The sequence below is a fragment of the Azospirillum formosense genome, from assembly GCF_013340925.1.
Classification (GTDB): Bacteria; Pseudomonadota; Alphaproteobacteria; order Azospirillales; family Azospirillaceae; genus Azospirillum; species Azospirillum formosense.
This window is the reverse complement of sequence record NZ_WHOR01000049.1, coordinates 1-18,879: the sequence shown is the minus strand read 5'-3', so window position 1 is coordinate 18,879 and position 18,879 is coordinate 1. Positions and strand designations below refer to the sequence as shown.

The window sequence follows — 18,879 nt, the reverse complement described above, 5'->3', positions numbered from 1 at the left end:
TCGTTCGGGGCTATATTTAGCAGCGGGATGCCAAAGGTGCCAGTGTCGCCGTGCTGGGCAACGCCATATGTCGGGCGATCCGCCGCGCCTTGACCGGTGCCGATGGCCTCCGTAGCCTTCCGGCGGCTCAACGCCCGCGGCAGAAAGAATTCGGATGGCGACGATCCAGGAAGCGCTGATGATGGCGGTCGACAGCCTGCAAGCGGGGCAACCGGCCCAGGCTGAGCATATTTGCCGACAAATCCTGGCGGTCGATCCCGAAAACGGCAACGCGCTGTATCTCCAGGGGGTCGCCCAAGCTCAGGCCGGCCGGTTGGACGAGGCCGGAAACAGTCTTGCCGCGGCGCTCGTGCGCAACGCCGGAAACCCGGACATCCATCTGAACCTCGGCCGCGTCCACCTGCTGACCGGCCGGTTTCCGGAGGCGGAGCGCAGCCTGCGGTCCTGCCTCGCCCTGGTACCGGGCCATGCCGGGGCATTGGTCGAACTGGCGAAGACGCTCTCGTCGCTCAATCGGTTCGACGAAGCCGTCGAGACGGCACAGGACGTGTTGCGGACCGATCCGGAGTGTGCCGAAGCCAGGGCCGTCCTGTCCGACGCGCGCAGGGAGGTCAATGACCCGATCGGCGCCGAGGAGCATGCCCGCGCCGGCCTGCGAACCCTCCCGGGCCATCCGCAACTGTTATGCGCGTTGGGACTGGCGCTGTTCCAGCAATCGCGGATCGGCGAAGCGGTCGATGCCTTGACCGGCGCCGTGGCCGGCGCCGCCCGGGATTGGCGGGCACATTTCAACCTGTGCCGGATTTACCTTGGCCTTGGCCGTCTTGCGGAGGCATGGCATCACCTCGACCAAGGCTACGCCGCCTATCCCGACGGCCCCTTCGCCGGGCGGGCGCGCCAGTTTCCAGAGCCGCGTTGGGCGGGAGAATCCCTTGCCGGAGAACGGCTCCGGATCTGGCAGCCTTACGCCATCGGGGAGGAAATCCTCTACGCCGGCCTCTATGGCGAGATCGCCGAACGCGCGGAGCGCGTCGTCATCGACACCACCCCGAAGCTGTTGCCGCTGTTCCGGCGCAGCTTCCCCGGCATCGACTTCATACCGCGCGCCGATCCGCCGGTCACGAAAGTGGCCGGAATCACCCGGCAGTGCAGCGCCTTCGACCTGATGCGGCGGCTGCGCCCCACGGAGGCGACCATCCCGGCCCGACGCCGCTATCTGGCCGCCGATCCATCCGCCGTCGCCGACAGCCGGCGCCACTTCGAAACCTTGGGAGCGGGGCCGAAGGTCGGCATCTCCTGGACCAGTTCCAGCACCGCCGACACCGGAAAATCACTCACCCTGGAAGCGCTGCGCCCGCTGCTCGGCCTGTCGGGTGTCGTCTTCGTCACGCTCCAGTACGGCGACCATGCGGACGAAATCCGAACGTTGCGCGACCGCCATGGCCTTGCCCTTCATTCACCCGGCGCCTTCGACCCGTTCACCGACATCGACCGGCTCGCCGGCGCGGTCGCCGCGCTGGACGCGGTGGTGTCGATTCCCAACGTCACCGCCCACTTGGCTGATGCGCTGGGCGTTCCGACGGTCCTGCTGACGCGCCCCTTCGTTCAGAACTTCAGCCTGCGCGACGGGCGCTCGCTGTGGTGCCCCAACATCCGGCCGGTGTTTCGGGGTGCCGACGATGCGGCGGCGGTCGGACGTTTCGTCGATGCCGCGTGCGCGCGTTTGCACGAAGTCCTCAACGACGGGGTGGCCTGACCGCCCCTCCCCCGCGCGATGCGGGAGAGGGGGATCGCACCCTGGATCAGAGGCTCAGCTCGGCGATCTGCACCGCGTTGAGCGCGGCGCCCTTCAGGAGCTGGTCGCCGCAGACGAACAGGTCGAGGCCATGATCGCCGAAGATCAGGCTGGTGCGGATGCGGCCGACCTCGACGTCGAACTGGCCGGTGGCGTTCAGCGGCATCGGGTAGACGCCGTCCGCCGGGACGTCCTTCACCACCACGCCCGGCGCGTCGGCCAGCACGGCGCGGGCGGCGTCCGGGGTGACCGGGGACAGCGTCTCGACCGTGATCGCCTCGGAATGGGCGCGGTAGGTCGGGATGCGCACCGCCGTGCAGCTCACCGGCAGGTCCGGGATCTCCAGGATCTTCCGGGTCTCCCAGGTCACCTTCATCTCCTCCTTCGTGTAGCCGTTCTCCTGGAAGGCGTCGATCTGGGGGATCAGGTTGAAGGGGATCGGGTGGCGGAACACGCTGTTGACGACCGGCTTGCCGTCGAGCTGGTTGCGGGTCTGCTCCTCAAGCTCGGCCATGCCCTCCGCACCGGCGCCGCTGGTCGCCTGATAGGTGGAGACGATGACGCGCTTCAGGCCGAACGCCTTGTGCAGGGGCCCGAGCGCCACGACGGCGATGGCGGTCGTGCAGTTGGGGTTCGCGACGAGCTTGGCGTCGCCCATGGCGTGGGCGTTGATCTCCGGCACGACCAGCGGGACGTTGTCGTCGTAGCGGAAGGCCGACGAGTTGTCGATCACCAGCGCCCCGCCCGCGGCGATGGCCGGCGCGTGCTCCTTGGCGAAATCACCGGACACGGCGAGCAGGACGATGTCGTAGCCCTTCACCTTCTCGACGTCGAACGCCACGAGGGTCTTCTCGCCGAACGGGGTCTCGACCGTGCGGCCGGCGCTGCGCTCCGACGCGAACAGGCCGAGTTCCGCGACCGGGAACGAACGGCGGTGAAGAACATCGACCATCTCGCGGCCGACGGCGCCCGTGGCACCAACGATGGCAACGCGGCGGGGAGAAGGAGAAGAGGTGCTCATGGGTGTGGTCCGTCCTTTGGTCTTGCCCGGATCGAGCGTGGACGGCGGCCCCAGATGCACCAAGGCCCCGTCCGTGTCCGGCGGGGCCTTCGTGGTGGGTGAAGCGTCTTACTCGATCAACGCACGCCACCGTCCGACGGCCCGCCGGAGCGGGTCGTTTTGGTAGTGGTGGTGGTGATGGCGAGCGAGCGATTCATAACCCGCTAGATAAACGAAAGGCGCGGGGCTTGTAAAGCGCCCGCGCCTTCGCAGCACAATTTTTGTCCAGTGCGGGATGGGGCCGCGTCAGGTCTCGGTTTCGGCGGGATGCTCCGGCTTCACGGGATGCACGTCCCAGATCTCCGTCGCGTATTCCATGATGGTGCGGTCGGAGGAGAACCAGCCCATGTTGGCCGTGTTCAGGATGGCCTTGCGGGTCCATTCCTCCTGGTCGCGGTAGAGGTCCATGGCCGCCTGCTGCGCCTGGCAATAGTCGGAGAAATCCGCCGTCACCAGGAAATGGTCGCCGCCGTCGGTCAGCGCCTGGAGGATCGGGTGGTAGCGGTGGGGATCGTCCGGCGAGAAGACGCCGGTGGAGATCATGTCCAGAGCCCGCTTCAGGCTGGGGTTCGACGCGATGACGTCGCGCGGGTTGAAGCCGCCGCTGGCCCGCAGGTCGTTCACCTCCTCCGCGGTCAGGCCGAAGATGAAGATGTTGTCCTCGCCCACATGTTCGCGGATCTCGACGTTGGCGCCGTCCAGCGTACCGATGGTCAAAGCGCCGTTGAGCGCCAGCTTCATGTTGCCGGTGCCCGACGCCTCCATGCCCGCGGTGGATATCTGCTCCGACAGGTCGGCCGCCGGCATGATGATCTCCGCCGCCGTCACGTTGTAGTTCGGCAGCAGGACGATCTTCAGGTTGTCGTGCACCGACGGGTCATGGTTCACCACCTTCGCCACATCGTTGATGAGCTTGATGATGAGCTTGGCCATGTGATAGCTCGGCGCCGCCTTGCCGGCGAAGATCTTGGTCACCGGCACCCAGGACACGGTCGGGTTGTCGCGCATCTCGTTGTACAGCGCGATCGCCTGGAGGATGTTCAGGAGCTGGCGCTTGTACTCGTGCATGCGCTTGACCTGCACGTCGAACAGGCTGTCGACCTGCACGTCCACCCCGGTCTGGCGCGCGATGTAGGCGGCCAGCCGCTTCTTGTTCTTGCGCTTGGCGCGGCGGAACTCCTCGCGGAAGACCAGATCGTCGGCCTTCTCGGCCAGCGCCTTGATCTGGCTGAGGTCCTTGATCCAACCGTTGCCGATGCGGCTGGTGATCAGCGCGGCCAGCGGCGGGTTCGCCTGATGCAGCCAGCGGCGCGGGGTGATGCCGTTGGTCTTGTTGTTGATGCGCTCCGGGAATTCCGCGTGGAAATCGGCGAAGACGGTCTGCTTCATCAGCTCGGTGTGCAGGGCCGACACGCCGTTGACCTTGTGCGAGCCGAGGAAGGCCAGATTGCCCATGCGCACCCGGCGGTCGCCGCGCTCGTCGATCAGCGACAGGCGGGACAGCCGCGCGTTGTCGCCCGCCGCCCGCGCCTTGGAGCGGTTGAGGAACTTGGCGTTGATCTCGTAGATGATCTGCATGTGGCGCGGCAGCACGCGCTCCATCATGCGCACCGGCCACGCCTCCAGCGCCTCCGGCAGCAGCGTGTGGTTGGTGTAGGAGAAGGTCGCGCGGGTGATGTCCCACGCCTTGTCCCAGGTCACGCCGTGCTGGTCCACCAGCAACCGCATCAGCTCGGCGATGCCGATGGCCGGGTGCGTGTCGTTGAGCTGGATGGCCGCCTTGTCCGGCAGGCTGTCGAAGTTGGAATGGTGCTGCAGATAGCGGCGCAGGATGTCCTGCAGCGAGGCGGAGGTGAAGAAATACTCCTGCTTCAGCCGCAGCTCCTTGCCGCCCTCCGTCGCGTCGTTCGGGTAGAGGACGCGGCTCAGATTCTCGGTCAGCACCTTCTGCTCGACCGCCTTCATGTAGGCGCCGTCGTTGAAGTGGCCGAAGTTGAAGTCGCGCGTGGCGCGGGCCGACCACAGGCGCAGCGTGTTGATCGTGTCGCCGCCGTAGCCGACCACCGGCGTGTCGTAGGCCATGGCCAGCACGCGCTCGGCGTCCACCCAGCGGTAGGCGCGCTCGCCCACCGAATCCCGGAACTCCTCGACGCGGCCGTAGAACTGGACGGGATAGAGCACCTCCGGACGCGGGAACTCCCACGGGTTGCCGAATTGCAGCCACTGCTCCGGATACTCGACCTGCCAGCCATGCTCGAAGCGCTGCTCGAACAGGCCGAACTCGTAGCGGATGCCGTAGCCGTAGCCGGGCAGCGCTTCCGACGCCATGCTGTCGAGGAAGCAGGCGGCCAGGCGGCCGAGGCCGCCGTTGCCGAGCGCCGCATCCGGCTCCGCCTCCACCACGTCGTCGAGGTTCAGGCCGATGCGGTCGAGCGCCTGACGGCACTGGTCGGTGATGCCGAGGTTGGCGAGGCTGTTGGTCAGCAGGCGGCCGATCAGGAATTCCAGCGAGAGGTAGTAAACGCGCTTGGCGTCCTGCTGGTAATAGGTCCGCGTCGTGTCCATCCAGCGGTCCACGAGGCGGTCGCGCACGGCGAGAGCCACGGTGTGGAACCAGTCGCGCCGGGTCGCCGCCCGCGCGTCCTTGCCGACGGAATAGACCAGCCACTCCAGAAACGAGCGCTTCAGCCCGTCGACATCCAGACTGCGGCGTTCGATCTCGCGGGACTTATACCGAGCGTCCATGTCTTGACTTTCTTCTTTCCAGGGCCAACTGGAGCGGCGGTTATTTAGCCGGTCTTCCATCGGCGGCAGTTTCCGGGGTCCTTGGTTAAGCAACATTTAAGTCGCTGCGGCCAATCGGTCGAAACGGCTAGGCCGTTCGTCCAGAGCAACAGCCGGGGCTCGCCCTTGTGCCAGACGCGCTGTGTCAAAACGAAGGCCACCCCCGCAGCGCGCCCATGCCGGTATTCGCTGCGTAGCCCCGCTGGAGGGAGTAAGATGGCGTCCGTGTCAGCCTCTTTGAACCTCCCGATGCTCGACAATACCGTATCTGCCGGCTCCCGCCAGGATCTGCCCGGCGACGCAACCATCCTGCTCCGCCAAGCCCAGCCGGCGGACATCGCCGCGCTGCTGGCCATTGAGGAGCGGTGTTTCGCCACCGACCGCCTGACCCGACGTAGTTTTCAATATTTGCTCACGAAAGCCAAGGCCACAGGCCTTGTGGAAGTCCACAGCGGCGCGGTTGTCGGTTACGCCCTGGTGTCCTTCCATTCCGGCACCTCGCTCGCCCGGCTCTACTCCTTCGCCGTCGATCCCGACCACCGCGGCCGGGGCGTCGCCAAGCGACTGCTCGCCGCGGCGGAGCAGGCGGCCCGCTCGCGGGACTGCATCTACCTGCGGCTGGAGGTGCGGCGCGACAACGCTGCGGCGATTGATCTCTACAAGAAGGCCGGCTACCGCGAGTTCGGCGTCTACACCGACTATTACGAAGACCACATGGAGGCGCTGCGGCTGGAGAAGCGCCTCGGCCACAGCGGCCCCAGCGCGCCGCTGGGCGGCCCCCTGGTTCCCTACTACCAGCAGACCCTGGACTTCACCTGCGGCCCGTCGGCCCTGATGATGGCGATGAAGGCGCTGAAGCCCGCGGAGATCGAACTGGGACGGAAGCTGGAGATCCGCCTGTGGCGGGAATCCACGACCGTCTTCATGACCTCAGGCCATGGCGGCTGCGGCCCGTTCGGGCTGGCGCTGGCGGCGGCGCGGCGCGGCTTCGCGGTGGACATCCACATCAAGGACAACGCCACCCCCTTCCTGGACAGCGTGCGCAGCGACGAGAAGAAGGAGGTCATGCGCATCGTGCACGAGGACTTCCTCGACGAGTTGGAGGGCAGCGGCGCCACCGTGCGCCACAACACCCTGACCGCCCAGGACATGGCCGACGCGGTGGCGGGCGGGGCCATCCCCATCGTGCTCATCAGTTCCTATCGGATCTATCACGAAAAATTTCCGCATTGGGTCGTCGTGACCGGTGCCGACGACCGCTTTCTCTATGTTCATGATCCGCTTGTGTACGACCGTCACCACGCTCACATCGACCGGATGAACATGCCGATCCCGAAAGCCGACTTCGAGCGTATGGCCCGCTACGGAAAGGCCCAGTTGAAGGCCGCCCTTCTCCTCCGCCCCCAGTCCTCTGATGGGTCCGCCGACTGATGCCCGCGCATCTCCTGGTCGTCGACCGCCGGGCGGACGTGAAATGGGCGAAGGGCGGGCTGCCGGTGATCAGCGCCCGCGACTACATCGCCCATCCGGAGCAGGCGCCGCGTGGCGCGCGGGTGCTGAACCTGTCGCGCAGCTACCGTTATCTGGGCACCGGCTACTACGTCTCGCTGCTGGCCGAGGCGCGCGGCGAGCGGGTGATCCCGTCCGTCCGGACCATCCTGGACCTGTCGCAGAAGACCTTCTACCGCGCCCAGCTGGCGGAGGTGGAGGAGGCGCTGCGCAAGGCCATCAAGCGGATGGACCAACCGCCGGAAGCCTCCTTCAACCTCACCCTCTTCTTCGGCCACGCCGACGACGCCCGGTTCCAGGACATCGCCCGGACGATCTTCGATCGGTTCCGCTGTCCGCTGCTGAAGGTTCAGGTGCGGTCGAAGGAGGGCTGGACCGTCCACGCCCTGGAGCCGCTGTCGCTGGCCGACCTTCGTCCCGACCAGGAGCCGCTGTTCCAGGCGGCGCTCGACGCCTACACCCGCACCTCCTGGCGGGAGCCGGCGGCGAAGGCTCCGCCGCGCTACACTCTGGCCATCCTGCACAATCCGAAGGAGGAGCTTCCTCCCTCCAGCCCGCGCGCGCTCCAGAAATTCGTCAAGGCCGGGGAGAGCCTGGGCATCGCGGTCGAACTGATCGAGAAGAAGGACTACGCCCGCCTCGCCGAGTTCGACGCGCTGTTCATCCGCGAGACCACGAATCTCGACCACCACACCTACCGCTTCGCCAAGAAGGCGGCGACGGAAGGGATGCCGGTGATCGACGACCCGAACTCGATCCTGAAATGCACCAACAAGGTCTACCTGGCCGAGCTTCTGCGCGCCAACCGCATCCCGGCGCCGAAGACGGTGATCTTCGACAAGCGCGGGCTTGCGACGCTGGACCAGGAGATCCCCTACCCGATCGTCCTCAAGATTCCGGACGGCTCCTTTTCCCGCGGAGTCTTCAAGGTGCAGACCCGCAGCGAACTGGAAGCGACGGCCGAAAGCCTGTTTGAACAGTCCGACGTGATCCTGGCCCAGGAGTTCATGTACACGGAGTTCGACTGGCGCGTCGGCGTCCTGAACCGGCAGCCGATCTATGTCTGCCAGTATCTGATGGCGAAGAAGCACTGGCAGATCGTCAAGCACGGTGGCAACGGCCGCGCCGAGCAGGGCTCCTCCCGCACGCTGGCTGTCGAGGAGGCGCCGCGCGAGGTCATCGAGACCGCCGTGAAGGCGGCGGGACTGATCGGCGACGGGCTCTACGGCGTCGACGTGAAGCAGAACGAGCGCGGCGTCTTCGTCATCGAGATCAACGACAACCCCAGCATCGACCTCGGCGTCGAGGACGCCAAGCTGAAGGACGGCCTGTACCGCCTCATCATGGGCGAATTCCTGCGCCGCTTGGAAGCGCGGCCGCGCAAACCCGGCCCCGGAGCCTGAAATCCCCCTTCGGGCAGTTCCACCATCCGTCCGGATGACCCCCAGATTCCAAACACTTCTCCTCCTAAGATGTTTTCGGCTGTGGCCGCCGGGGAACAAGCCTCTTCCCACCGCGTTATGAAATCAACGTCACCACGAACGGGAGCAACACCGAAGCGCATCAACGCTTTGGAGTTGCCCAGGCTGGAGAGCGGGAGACCGTTGATGACGACGAACTGCTCATTGTGCTGCGCCGGACCGTTGCCCGGACACTGCTAGGCAGCACCACCGCATTCTAACCCACCGACACGAATCGCTGAACCGGCGCGGCCTCTGGACCGGCGCCGGAAGGGACCACGCGTCGAAAAAGGACGCGTCGATAGAGGGGTCGTCTCCCACCGAAGCCTCGGGAGTCGGAATCTCGGGAACTGAAATCTCGGGACGGGGGCGCCGTCACCACGGACCGGCAGCCCCGCCGAATGAAGAGAAGCTGGAGGAAGAGCAACAATGGCGTATTGTTTCGAATCCGAACTGATCCGTTGCATGCCGAACCTGCAGCGTTATGCCTGCAAGTTGACCCGCGACGTCAGCGCCGCCGAGGATCTCACCCAGGACTGTCTTGCCCGCGCTCTGTCCCGCCAGCATCGTTTCGAACCCGGCACCAACATGCAGGCTTGGTTGACCACGATGCTGAAGAATCTGCATTTCAACAACCTCCAGCGTGAAAAGCACGTCACCAAGGTGGAACTGTGGGACGGCGCCATGTCGGTGGAAGCCTCGCAGATCGCCCGGCTGGTGTTCCGCGACGTGGACCGCGCCTTCGGCGCCCTGACCCCCAGCCAGCGCAAGGTCGTCAAGCTGGTCGCCATCGAAGGCCGCCCCTATCAGGAGGCCGCCGAGAAGCTGAACGTCTCCATCGGCACCATCCGGTCCCGCCTGTGCCGGGCGCGTGAGCGGCTGAACAACCTCATGGCCGCCTAAGGCGCGGCAGGGAAAGCGCTGCGGGGTATGGCAACCGTACAACAGGTTGATTCTTCCATCGCATCCGGACAATCCGGCGCCGGAACAACCGATGGGAGCGGCTGTTACATCCCGCGTGCGAAACGAGTATGGCCGTCGGGGAGTTGCCAAGCGTCCACGGGGAAGGAACGGATTCGCTCCGCCTACCAATTGGCGGTACCGGCATCTCCCCCATAAGAAGAGGTAAGACACCACTCCCGACGCCGTGCCCGCCGTACTATATTGAACTCTGCGTCGCGGATCGTTTCCGTCTCGGGGGGATGGCCCCCGGAGGCGTTCCGGGATCAAAAGATATGAAGCGTGTGACGATGAACCATATCAACGCATATCTTGACGGTGCCTTGGACGACAAGGAACGTCAGGAGTTCGAGCAGTCCGTAGAGGACGATGCCGACGCGAAGGCCGTGGTGACCTTCCACAGAAGCCATGTGGAGGAGCTTCACCGCCTTTACGATCCCGTGCTGGAAGAACCAGTGCCGGCGCGCATGCTCGAACTGCTGAGACAGCGCCGCAAGAGTTAGCTCCCCGGTTTCCGTGTTGCATCGTCACATGAGGGGCGTCCGGACGAGCCGGCCGCCCGCTTTTTTTGCGTGCATCCTGTTTACGCGCCGCCGTGACGGGTTCTCCCGCAATTTCGCGTGGCCTCTCCCTTCGGATCAACGCTTGCCCCTTTTACAGACCGGCGGCTTTTCCCATAAACAGGAGCCGCGGAAACGGAAGCTGGGCCATGGGCGCCCGGACCGGCGGGAACGAAGAGGATAAACAGCGTCCATGGCGCGCGGCAGGCCGGCACCGAACATCATTCTGGGTCCCGTCCTTTATTTCCGGGGAGAGCAAGGCGACCGCTGGTGGCTGTCGGCCCTCTTCGTGCTGGAGGGAGACGCCGAACCCTACGATCTGCGGGTGGATGGGGTGACCCTGCCCGTTCCGCCCCGCCACCTCGCCCAACGGCGCAACCGCCACGTCTGGCGCTTCGATTTCGCCGTTCCGCGAGGCGCCCGCGACGCCGAGACCGCCTATGGCTTCACCGATGGCGCGTCACCGGGACACACCTGGGCGGTGACCGTGCCGGGGCGCACATCGTCGCCGCGGATCGCCTACGTCTCCTGCAACGGGGCGGAGGACGAGGAGAAGATCGCCGGGCTGGACGCCCCGCGCAACGCCCTGTGGGGTGATCTGCGCCGCCGCCACGAGGGCGAACGCTTCCACCTGCTGCTGCAAGGCGGCGACCAGCTCTACGCCGACGCGGTGTGGCGCAAGCCGCCGCTGCTCAGCGCCTGGAAGAAGCGGACGGATGCCGGTCGCCTGGAAGAGCCCTTCACCCCCGCCATGGCGGACGAGGCGGAAGACTTCTACTTCGACCTCTATCTGCGGGTCTGGGGCCAGCCGGAAACCGCGGCGGTGACGGCGCGCATTCCCTCCGTGATGATGTGGGACGACCACGACATCTTCGATGGCTGGGGCTCCCACCCGGACGAGGAGATGATGTCGCCGGCCTGGCGCGGCGTCTACGCGGCCGCCCGCCGTCACTTCTCGCTGTTCCAACTGGCCGCCATGGAGGGCGCCCAGCCGGAATGCGTGTGGGGCGCGCCCATGGACTCCTTCAGCCAGGGGTTCCGGCTCGGCGATGTCGGCATTCTAGCGCTGGACATGCGCAGCGACCGCACCCCCCGCCGCGTTCTGTCGGACCGGGTGTGGGACGCCCTGCCGGAGTGGCTGGACCGCTTCAAGGGCTGCCGTCACCTGATCCTGATGTCCAGCGTGCCGCTGCTCTACCTCGACACCGGCGTGATGGAGCGGGCGGTCGGCCTGTCGCCCGTCCGCGTCGGCATTGAGGACGATCTGCGCGACCAATGGCGCAGCCCGGCCCACGCCGAGGAGTGGATGCGCCTGCTTCGCCAACTGGCGGAATTCTCACGGCGCACCGGGTGCCGGGTGACCTCCGTGTCGGGGGAGATCCATGCGGGCGCGCGGGGCGTGCTGCGCGGCGGCGGTGTTGAGATCTGGCAGCTCATCGCGTCGGGAGTCGTCCACCCGCCGCCCGCCAAGGCAACGGCCTTCGCCCTAGAGTGGCTGGCCGGCCGCAAGGAGACCCTGCCCAACGGCTATGTCTTCGAAATGCCGGCATTTCCCGAATCGGGCAAGCGCATCATCCGGCAGCGCAACTGGCTGTCGCTGATCTTCGACGGCAAGGGCCAGATCCACGCCCGCTGGTCGGCCGAAGGCCAGCCCAACCGCTACACCCAGGTGATTTGAACCCGGGTTATCCGAACCCGGGTGATCTGACCGGAGGAGCCGAGCCGGCTCACTCCGACTGCGGCGACCGGCGGCGATTGCGCAGATTGAGCGCGTTGAGGAAGCTGGTGGCCTGCGCCGGCGTGGCCGGGCCGCCGGCTCCCGGCGCCTTGGCCGAGGTCGCCAGGAAGCCGCCGACACGCGCGCGCAGCTCGACCGAATCGTGGGCCGCCTGATCGGCGGTTTCCGCCACCTGACGGCGCACGTCGGCGTCGAGCGTGTTGAAGGCGCGGGTGGCGAATTCGAAGGCCGGCTGGGACTTGGTGGCGATCACCTGCCGCAGCGCCTTGGAAACCAGAACCGTGTCCAGCCCGCCGGGGCCGTCCACCCCGTCCAGCACGTCGGCCAGGATGCCGATGGCCTGCAGGGTCTGGTTGTCATCGAGCGAGATGGGCTCCAGGCCGTCCATGACACTCACTTCCGATGTGGTTTGCCGAAGCGTGGTTGAACCAGCGGACACCGCCGGATCTTTTGCCGGTGCGGGAAAGCATAGTCGGAGCGCCCCGCCGAGGCAATGCGCACGGCGTCAGGCCACGCGCTTGGCACTGCGGTTGACCAGGGCGACCCCGGCGACCGCAAGCGCCATGCCGGACAGGGCCAGCAGCCCCAGCCGCTCCCCGAACATCGCCCAGGCGATCACCGCCGTCACCGGGGGGACCAGGTAGAACAGGCTGGCCACCCGCGCCGCCGCACCACGCCGGATCAACAGGAACAGCAGGAAGATCGCTCCCACCGACAGCACGAAGCTGAGCCACAGCAGGGCGAAGACGAATTCGCCGGTCCAGTCGATGCGCATGGTCTCGAACAGCGGGGCCAGCACCGCCAGCACCGCCGCGGTCGCCGCGTATTGGATCGCGGCACCGCTGCGCAGGTCCATCGCCGTGCCGTGACGCTTCTGGTAGAGCGTGCCGAAGGTGATGCCCAGCAGGGCGGCCAGCGCCAGCCCGATCCCCAGTGCATCGGTGGAGTCGAAGTGCAGCTTCTCGCCCACCACCAGCCCGACTCCGGCCAATCCCATCAGAAAGCCCACCCACTGCCGCCCGCTCACCCGCTCGCCCAGCAACGGACCGGAGAGTGCGGCGGTCAGCAACGGCTGGATGCCGACGATCAGCGCGGTCACCCCTGCCGGCATGCCCTTGGCGATGGCGCAGAACACGCCGGTCAGATAGACGCCGTGCACCAGCAGCCCGGCCAGCGCGATCCGCCCGGCCTCGGCCCAGCTCTTCGGCCAGGGGGCGCCGGTGACCAGGGCGACGAGGCCGAGAATCACCGCGACCAGCCCCAGCCGGACCAGCAGGAAGGTCAGCGGTTCCGCGTAGGGAAGTCCGTACTTGGCGCCGATGAATCCGGTGCTCCACAGCAGCACGAACACACCCGGCATCAGACGCACCCAATCGGGCCGCCCGCCCGCGGCGGCGGTGGTCGCTTGCACGGTCATCGTCTCTCGTCGTCTCCTAACCCTGTGCCTGCGCGCTTTCGGCGGCGGGGGCCTCGACCATCGCAGGCGCGTCCGCCACCGGCGTCACAACCTCCTGAACGGCCTCGGCCGGCTTCGGCGGCGGGTTGCGCCGCGCCTCGGCCACCGACTGGAGATGGGCGCGCAGGCTCGCGTCCTTCTTCACCAGCCGATGGAAATCTCTCACATCCAGGACCAACAGTTGGCAATAGCCCATCGCACGCACATCGGCATTGCGCCGCTGGCGGGTCAGCAGGGCCATCTCGCCGAACACCTCCCCAGTGCCCAATTGGACCGGCTCGTCCAGACCCGGCACCAGCACCTCGACGGCGCCGGACGCGATGAAGAACATGGCGTCGCCGCGCTCGCCACGCCGCACGATCGTCTCCCCGGGCAGGACCAGTCGGGGCTTCAGCAGGGTGGCGATGCCGCGCAGGCGGTCGCCCTCCAGCCCCTTGAACAGAGGCACCCGCCCGACGAGGTCCATCAGATCGAGCCGCAGATCGAGTTTCGGCAGGGCGTCGAGCGCACGGCGGCGGTCGTCCAGATCGCGCTGCAGATCGCTCAGGATTTCCTGGCTGATGATCGATTCGGCGAAGAGCGCCCGGTAGTCGGCCTCCTCCAGCCGCAGGGCGGCGCGGCTGACGTAGCGGCTTTGCAGGAGCAGCGCATAGTCGGGATATTGCAGCTTCAGCGCCGCCAATGCCTGTTCGACCATGGCGAGGCGCACCGTCAGGATGCCCTCCAGCTCGCAGGCGACGTCGGTGCCCAGCACCTGCGCGACCTTGTCGTTGATGAACTCCAGCAGCTCGCGCTGCACGGTGCGCACGCCCAGAAGGATCTCGAAGCGGAAGGCGAGCCGGCGGGCCAGCGGCGCGTGGATGCCCAGCCGGCGGTGCAGCAGGCTGGCGACCCGCATCCAGGGCGTGAAGGAGATGAAGGGCTCCTCGAAGGCGCGGTAACCGGCGCGTCCCTGGGCCTTCACCGCGTCGAGCAGGCGCCCGGTCCGGCGGTTCAGCAGCTCCGCCACCCCGCGCGACAGGATGCCCTCGCGGAAGTGTTCGTAGTACAGCTCCTCCTCGCGATTCACGAGGATGACGAGGCCGATGGTGACGCGGTCTTCGTTGTTCAGCGGCGCTTCGCTCGACTGCTCCCGGAGGATGGCGTCAAGCCGGTCGCTGTACTGCGACACGGTGGAGCCGATGGCCTGCTCGTCGACCTCGTAGCGATGGGCCAGCCCCTCAACCCGCTCGCGCACGCCGGCCAGCGACAGGGCGAGCGCGCGGTTGCGCATGGCGTGCTCGACCGGCGACAGCTTGTTGAGGCCCAGCAGGTTGATGACGGCGCGCAGCGTCGTGCCGTTGATGAACAGCGTGTAGAAGACGAAGCCGGTGACCAGCACGGCGACGAAGCCCTGGACGCGGTCGGGAACGCGCCCGTTCTCGGTGACGGCCAGAGCCAGCGTCAGCGACACCGCGCCGCGCAGGCCGCCCCACAGCATAACCGCCTTGTAGGCGTGGCTGACCCGCTGGGCCAAACCGGCGCCGGACAGCAGCGGCAGCAGACCGAACAGCACCAGAGCGCGCGCCACCGTCGCCGCCCCGACCACCACCAGCACCAGCCCGACGTCGCTCCAGCCGATGCCGCCGAGCAGGCGCGGCACCAGCAGCGCCGTCATCAGGAAGATCAACGAGTTCGCCCAGAAGCCGAGCTGCTTCCAGACATGCTCCAGCGCCCCCCAGGTGGCTGGAGAGATGCGCGTGCGCCCGACCGAGCCGACGACCAGCGCCGCCGTCACGACCGCCACGACGCCCGACGCGCCGACATAATGCTCCGCCAGCACGTAGCTGAGATAGGCGAGCGCCACGGTCAGCGTGATCTCGGCCATCGGTTGGTCGCGCACCGGCTCGACGATCATGCAGACCACGCGCCCGCAGACATAGCCGGTCGCCACGCCGCCCGCGAAGTCGCGCAGGAACTCCATCGCCGCTTCGGTTGCCCCGCCATGGGCGTTGCGGGTCAGCATGCCGAGCAGAAGCGTGAACAGCGCGATGGCCGCGGCGTCGTTCAGCAGGCTTTCGCCCTCGACCAGCATGGTGAGGCGGCGCGGCGCGCCGAGGTCGCGGAAGATGCTGACAACCGCCGCCGGATCGGTGGTGGCGACGATCGCCCCCAGCAGCAGGCAGGCCACCAGCCCCATCGAGGTGAAGAGATTGAGCGCGTAGCCGACGGCGAAGGTGCAGACGAACACCGCGACAACGGCCATCAGCAGGATCGGCCACACGTCGTCGAACAGCCGCCGCACATCCACCGCCAGCGCCGTTTCGAACAACAGCACCGGCAGGAAGATATAGATCAGCACTTCGGACGAGATGTCCATCTCGGCCAGGGAATTCAGGAAGTCATGGAAGGGGCCGGTGCCGCCTTGCCCGGCGAAGGTCTGGATCGCCAGCCCCAGGGCCACGCCCACGGCAGCCAGAAGCACGGTGTAGGGCATCCGCAGCCGGGCCGCCAAAGGCGGCAGCAGGCTGACCAGCGCCAGAAGGCCGGAGACCGCGAGGACATAAATGACGATGACGTGCATGGGGCTGCCTTGCCCTTTTGGGGGGCCCTTGAAAGGTCGCGGCGCACGGTATCGCCCGATTGGGGCGGGAGCAAGGTCAGGATAAGGGACAAAGCTTTTCCGTACGCGTGACCGGACGTACGGTCCGGCCACACCTGTACGGAAGGGAACGTACAGCGCTTGCGCTCCGCTAGGCCACCGCCAGGGTCACCGTCATGCGGAAGCCGCCGGTGGAGCGGTTTTCGGCGCGGACCTTGCCGCCGAAGGCCTCGATGTTCCGCCGCACGATCCACAGGCCGATGCCGAAATGGGTCGCCTCGGCCTGGTTCTGGGCCACCGCGTCCTCCGGCATGCCCCGTCCCGGCTCGCGCTGGGAGAAGTAACGTTCGAAGATGCGCGGCAGGTTCGCCGGGTCGACGCCCGGTCCCTCGTCCTCGACCACCAGCTCCGCCCAGGCGCCGTTGCGCGACAGGCGCACGCTGACGGTGCCGTCCGGCGGGGAGAAGCTGACGGCGTTCTCCACCAGATTCTCGATGACGGTCTCCAGAATGTCCTCGCTGGCCCGCACGACCACCTCGGATTCGATGCGCGAGCGCATGTGGAGCTGCCGTTCGGCAAGCAGGCTGGTGTAGCCTCCGGCCATGCGTTCGACCAGATCGGACAGGTCCACCCGGCGGCGCGGCGGAACCAGCAGGTCGGCGGCGGCCTCGTCCATGCGCCGCCCGAAGGAAACCAGACCGTCGAGCTTGTCCACCGACTTCTCGATCATGGTCAGGGCGCGCTGGCTGCGGTTGTCCTCGGCGGACAGGGAGCGGCGCAACGGCTCCACCGACTGGCGGATCACCGCGATGGGCGTCTTGTAGGCGTGGGCGTTGTCCTCCGCCGCGCGGCGCAGCGACCGCGCGCTTTCGCGCAGGGTATCGACCAGCCGGTCGAAGTCCTCGGCCACCCCGGACAGTTCCGGCACGGTGTTGCGGTTGGTGAAGGACCCCTGCCCGCCCTCGCCGATGCCGCCCGACACGATGTCGCGCGCCAGATCGCCGAAGCGGTGCAGGTTGCGCCAGACCCCCAGCAGCACGGCCATCACCAGCGCCGCCATGACGATGTAGATCATCGCCGCGGCCTGGACGACCGGCGTGCTCCAATAGGGCCGGCCCAAGGAGGATTCCAGATAGCCGCCGGCGGTGTGGCTGGTCACCAGAGCCCAGCAGCCGAAGGCCGTGTTGATCGGCGTGACCGAGGTCAGGATCTCGTAGCCGCCGGAGGCGCGCGGCAGGCGCAGGGCCAACGGCTCGTTTCCGGCGCAGGAGGCGCCCAGCCGGTCCAGCACCCCCTGTTCGAGGAGCTGGTGCCGTTCGGCGTCCAGATCGTCGGTCGGCACCGACGGGGCGGCGGCGACGTAATAGAAGCCGTCGCTGCCCATCAGGTTGTTGCCGGCCAGGGCGCGCGGCCGGACCAGCAGCTTCAGCCGCGTGTTCCCGTCCGCGAAGCGGCGGAGGATGGGACCGAGCTGCGGCAGGGCCGTGCGGTTGGCGCGGGACAGGTCCGGTTCCAGCGCGCGGGCGATCAGCTCGCCCTGCCGCTGCGCGCTTTGCAGCAGCAGGGTCTGCGTCGTGGTGTCGGCGCGCTGGAACTGATCGTAGATCAGCACCGGGACCGCCAGGAAGACGATGGTCAGCAGCGCCAGCCGGCTGGCCAGCGAGTGCCACAGCCACCGCAACCGGCCGCCGGGGAAACCCGCCATGGAGAAGCCTCCCTTGGTGAGTTCCGTCCCGTCCCGCGCCCCGTCAGGCCCGCGGGCCTCAATCGGCAGCAGCGCCATCGGCCATCACATCCGCGTCGTCGTCGCGCGTGCGGCCCGTGCCGCCGGTGCCGTTGCCCCAGCGGTAGCCGAAGCCCGGATAATTCTCGATGCAATCGAACTCGGCGTCCACCACGCGGAACTTCTGACGGATGCGCTTGATGAAGGCGCGGACGTTGGCGCGGTAGCCCGACGGGCCGTAACCGGCCAAGAAGCCCTTGCCATGCACGAGGTCGTAGATCTCGCGGTAGGACACGTCCTCTTCCGGGCGGGTCGCCATCAGCTTGACGATGTTGAACTCGGTCAGCGTCAGGTCGATGCGCTTGCCGTTCCACAGGGCGCGGCTGTTGTCCAGGCGCAGGTCGAGATTGCCCAGCGCATAGACGGATTCCTTCGGCCCCTCGGCCTCCTCGGGCGTGCCCTTGGAGCCGTCCACGATGAGGCGCATGCGCTTCAGCAGGATGGACAGGCTGCGCGACTTCTCCACGAAGTCGAGCGCGCCGCCGGCCAGGGCGGCCTCTTCGTAAATCTGGTCCGACAGCACGGTGAGGAAGATCACCGGCAGATCGATGCCGCGGGAGCGCATCTGGCGGAGGACGTCGATGCCGTCCATCTTCGGCATGCGCCAGTCCAGCAGGACGATGTCCACCGAACCACCCTCGGCGAAGAAGTCGAGCGCGGGTTCGCCACGGTCGAAGGTGATGACCTCATACCCCTCGTCGGCGAGGTTGAGGCTGAGGGATTCGCGGAACAGGTCGTCGTCGTCGACCAGCGCCACGCGGGCGACGGCGGCCTCAGTCATTGCGGACATCCCAGCCTTGGGCAAGGAGTTGAGCGAAGCATCGTTTATCGACATCTGGGACATTTTCGCTGCTCTTCATATCGTAGGAAAGGGCACGGAAGTCCTGGGAGGACGTCATGTCCATGAAGAAGAAGACTTTGAGCGAACAGTCGCCCTTAGCGTAATGCCACACCTTTGCAGGTGGCGCCTCTTCCGTTGCGGCAGGGGTGCCCAGGAGACGCCGGGTCTGGACCTGGTCCAGGCCGACGAGCGTTTCGGGGGACAGGGTGGCGGGCGGGCTTGCGCCCCCGAACGGGACCGGGGGCAGCCCCGCCACCTCTGTCCCAGCCCTGGCGGTGACCTCGGCGGCGGGGCCGGGCCCCGGGCCCGTCACCGCGGGCGTGCGCGCCGGAGCCTTCACCGCGGTCCTGGC

Annotated in this window: 14 protein-coding genes; 6 read left to right on the top strand and 8 right to left on the bottom strand. The window is 67.2% G+C overall.

Features of this window, described 5'->3' with window-relative positions; genetic code table 11:
* Positions 1–154: 154 nt before the first annotated feature.
* Positions 155–1,756, top strand: a complete 1,602-nt coding sequence (locus GBZ26_RS09260; RefSeq protein ID WP_174438586.1) for a tetratricopeptide repeat protein — start codon at positions 155–157, stop codon at positions 1,754–1,756.
* Positions 1,757–1,802: 46 nt separating this feature from the next.
* On the opposite strand, the gene GBZ26_RS09255 is transcribed toward GBZ26_RS09260, so the two are convergent.
* Both GBZ26_RS09255 and GBZ26_RS09250 read right to left on the bottom strand, forming a co-directional pair.
* A complete protein-coding gene (locus GBZ26_RS09255) occupies positions 1,803–2,816 on the bottom strand; it encodes an aspartate-semialdehyde dehydrogenase (protein WP_149165054.1) in 1,014 nt (337 codons plus the stop codon).
* Positions 2,817–3,101: 285 nt separating this feature from the next.
* Positions 3,102–5,600 (bottom strand): glycogen/starch/alpha-glucan phosphorylase, encoded by a 2,499-nt coding sequence (locus GBZ26_RS09250; RefSeq protein WP_174438585.1) that lies wholly within the window; start codon positions 5,598–5,600, stop codon positions 3,102–3,104.
* Between the two features lie 288 nt (positions 5,601–5,888).
* Here GBZ26_RS09250 and rimI point away from each other — a divergent pair, with 288 nt between their 5' ends.
* The 5 genes from rimI to GBZ26_RS09225 all read left to right on the top strand — a co-directional run bounded on the left by rimI (position 5,889) and on the right by GBZ26_RS09225 (position 11,806).
* The gene (gene rimI / locus GBZ26_RS09245; protein ID WP_246653895.1) at positions 5,889–7,070 is read left to right on the top strand and encodes a ribosomal protein S18-alanine N-acetyltransferase; all 1,182 of its coding nucleotides are present in this window, start codon (positions 5,889–5,891) and stop codon (positions 7,068–7,070) included.
* Positions 7,070–8,551 (top strand): RimK family protein, encoded by a 1,482-nt coding sequence (locus GBZ26_RS09240; RefSeq protein ID WP_174438584.1) that lies wholly within the window; start codon positions 7,070–7,072, stop codon positions 8,549–8,551. Before rimI ends, GBZ26_RS09240 begins: the two co-directional genes overlap by 1 nt.
* 522 nt (positions 8,552–9,073) lie before the next feature.
* Positions 9,074–9,511, top strand: a complete 438-nt coding sequence (locus tag GBZ26_RS09235; protein ID WP_237906122.1) for a sigma-70 family RNA polymerase sigma factor — start codon at positions 9,074–9,076, stop codon at positions 9,509–9,511.
* 332 nt (positions 9,512–9,843) lie between these two features.
* On the top strand, positions 9,844–10,071 hold the full coding sequence (locus tag GBZ26_RS09230) for an anti-sigma factor family protein (RefSeq protein ID WP_246653896.1): 228 nt from the start codon (positions 9,844–9,846) through the stop codon (positions 10,069–10,071).
* A gap of 250 nt (positions 10,072–10,321) precedes the next feature.
* Complete coding sequence (locus tag GBZ26_RS09225; protein ID WP_174438583.1) at positions 10,322–11,806, top strand: alkaline phosphatase D family protein; 1,485 nt, start codon at positions 10,322–10,324, stop codon at positions 11,804–11,806.
* 49 nt (positions 11,807–11,855) lie between these two features.
* Here the strand turns inward: GBZ26_RS09225 and GBZ26_RS09220 are convergent, their stop codons facing one another.
* The 6 genes from GBZ26_RS09220 to GBZ26_RS29920 form a co-directional block, all read right to left on the bottom strand.
* The gene (locus GBZ26_RS09220; RefSeq protein ID WP_014197122.1) at positions 11,856–12,254 is read right to left on the bottom strand and encodes a hypothetical protein; all 399 of its coding nucleotides are present in this window, start codon (positions 12,252–12,254) and stop codon (positions 11,856–11,858) included.
* Between the two features lie 117 nt (positions 12,255–12,371).
* Positions 12,372–13,283, bottom strand: coding sequence for a DMT family transporter (locus GBZ26_RS09215; protein WP_174438582.1), 912 nt, complete (start codon positions 13,281–13,283; stop codon positions 12,372–12,374).
* 16 nt (positions 13,284–13,299) lie between these two features.
* Complete coding sequence (locus tag GBZ26_RS09210) at positions 13,300–15,885, bottom strand: cation:proton antiporter (protein WP_174438581.1); 2,586 nt, start codon at positions 15,883–15,885, stop codon at positions 13,300–13,302.
* A gap of 169 nt (positions 15,886–16,054) precedes the next feature.
* Positions 16,055–17,608, bottom strand: coding sequence for a sensor histidine kinase (locus GBZ26_RS09205; RefSeq protein WP_246653897.1), 1,554 nt, complete (start codon positions 17,606–17,608; stop codon positions 16,055–16,057).
* Between the two features lie 58 nt (positions 17,609–17,666).
* Entirely contained in the window at positions 17,667–18,467 is an 801-nt protein-coding gene (locus GBZ26_RS09200; RefSeq protein ID WP_040134068.1) for a response regulator transcription factor, read from the bottom strand.
* On the bottom strand, positions 18,460–18,879 hold a 420-nt coding region (locus GBZ26_RS29920; protein ID WP_211104664.1), incomplete at its 5' end, for a hypothetical protein. The genes GBZ26_RS29920 and GBZ26_RS09200, both read right to left, overlap by 8 nt.

Coding starts and splice junctions, on each gene's coding strand:
- GBZ26_RS09260 (WP_174438586.1), top strand. CDS start 155: ATGGCGACGATCCAGGAAGCGCTGATGATGGCGGTCGACAGCCTGCAA.
- GBZ26_RS09255 (WP_149165054.1), bottom strand. CDS start 2,816: ATGAGCACCTCTTCTCCTTCTCCCCGCCGCGTTGCCATCGTTGGTGCC.
- GBZ26_RS09250 (WP_174438585.1), bottom strand. CDS start 5,600: ATGGACGCTCGGTATAAGTCCCGCGAGATCGAACGCCGCAGTCTGGAT.
- rimI (WP_246653895.1), top strand. CDS start 5,889: ATGCTCGACAATACCGTATCTGCCGGCTCCCGCCAGGATCTGCCCGGC.
- GBZ26_RS09240 (WP_174438584.1), top strand. CDS start 7,070: ATGCCCGCGCATCTCCTGGTCGTCGACCGCCGGGCGGACGTGAAATGG.
- GBZ26_RS09235 (WP_237906122.1), top strand. CDS start 9,074: ATGCCGAACCTGCAGCGTTATGCCTGCAAGTTGACCCGCGACGTCAGC.
- GBZ26_RS09230 (WP_246653896.1), top strand. CDS start 9,844: ATGAAGCGTGTGACGATGAACCATATCAACGCATATCTTGACGGTGCC.
- GBZ26_RS09225 (WP_174438583.1), top strand. CDS start 10,322: ATGGCGCGCGGCAGGCCGGCACCGAACATCATTCTGGGTCCCGTCCTT.
- GBZ26_RS09220 (WP_014197122.1), bottom strand. CDS start 12,254: ATGGACGGCCTGGAGCCCATCTCGCTCGATGACAACCAGACCCTGCAG.
- GBZ26_RS09215 (WP_174438582.1), bottom strand. CDS start 13,283: ATGACCGTGCAAGCGACCACCGCCGCCGCGGGCGGGCGGCCCGATTGG.
- GBZ26_RS09210 (WP_174438581.1), bottom strand. CDS start 15,885: ATGCACGTCATCGTCATTTATGTCCTCGCGGTCTCCGGCCTTCTGGCG.
- GBZ26_RS09205 (WP_246653897.1), bottom strand. CDS start 17,608: ATGGCGGGTTTCCCCGGCGGCCGGTTGCGGTGGCTGTGGCACTCGCTG.
- GBZ26_RS09200 (WP_040134068.1), bottom strand. CDS start 18,467: ATGACTGAGGCCGCCGTCGCCCGCGTGGCGCTGGTCGACGACGACGAC.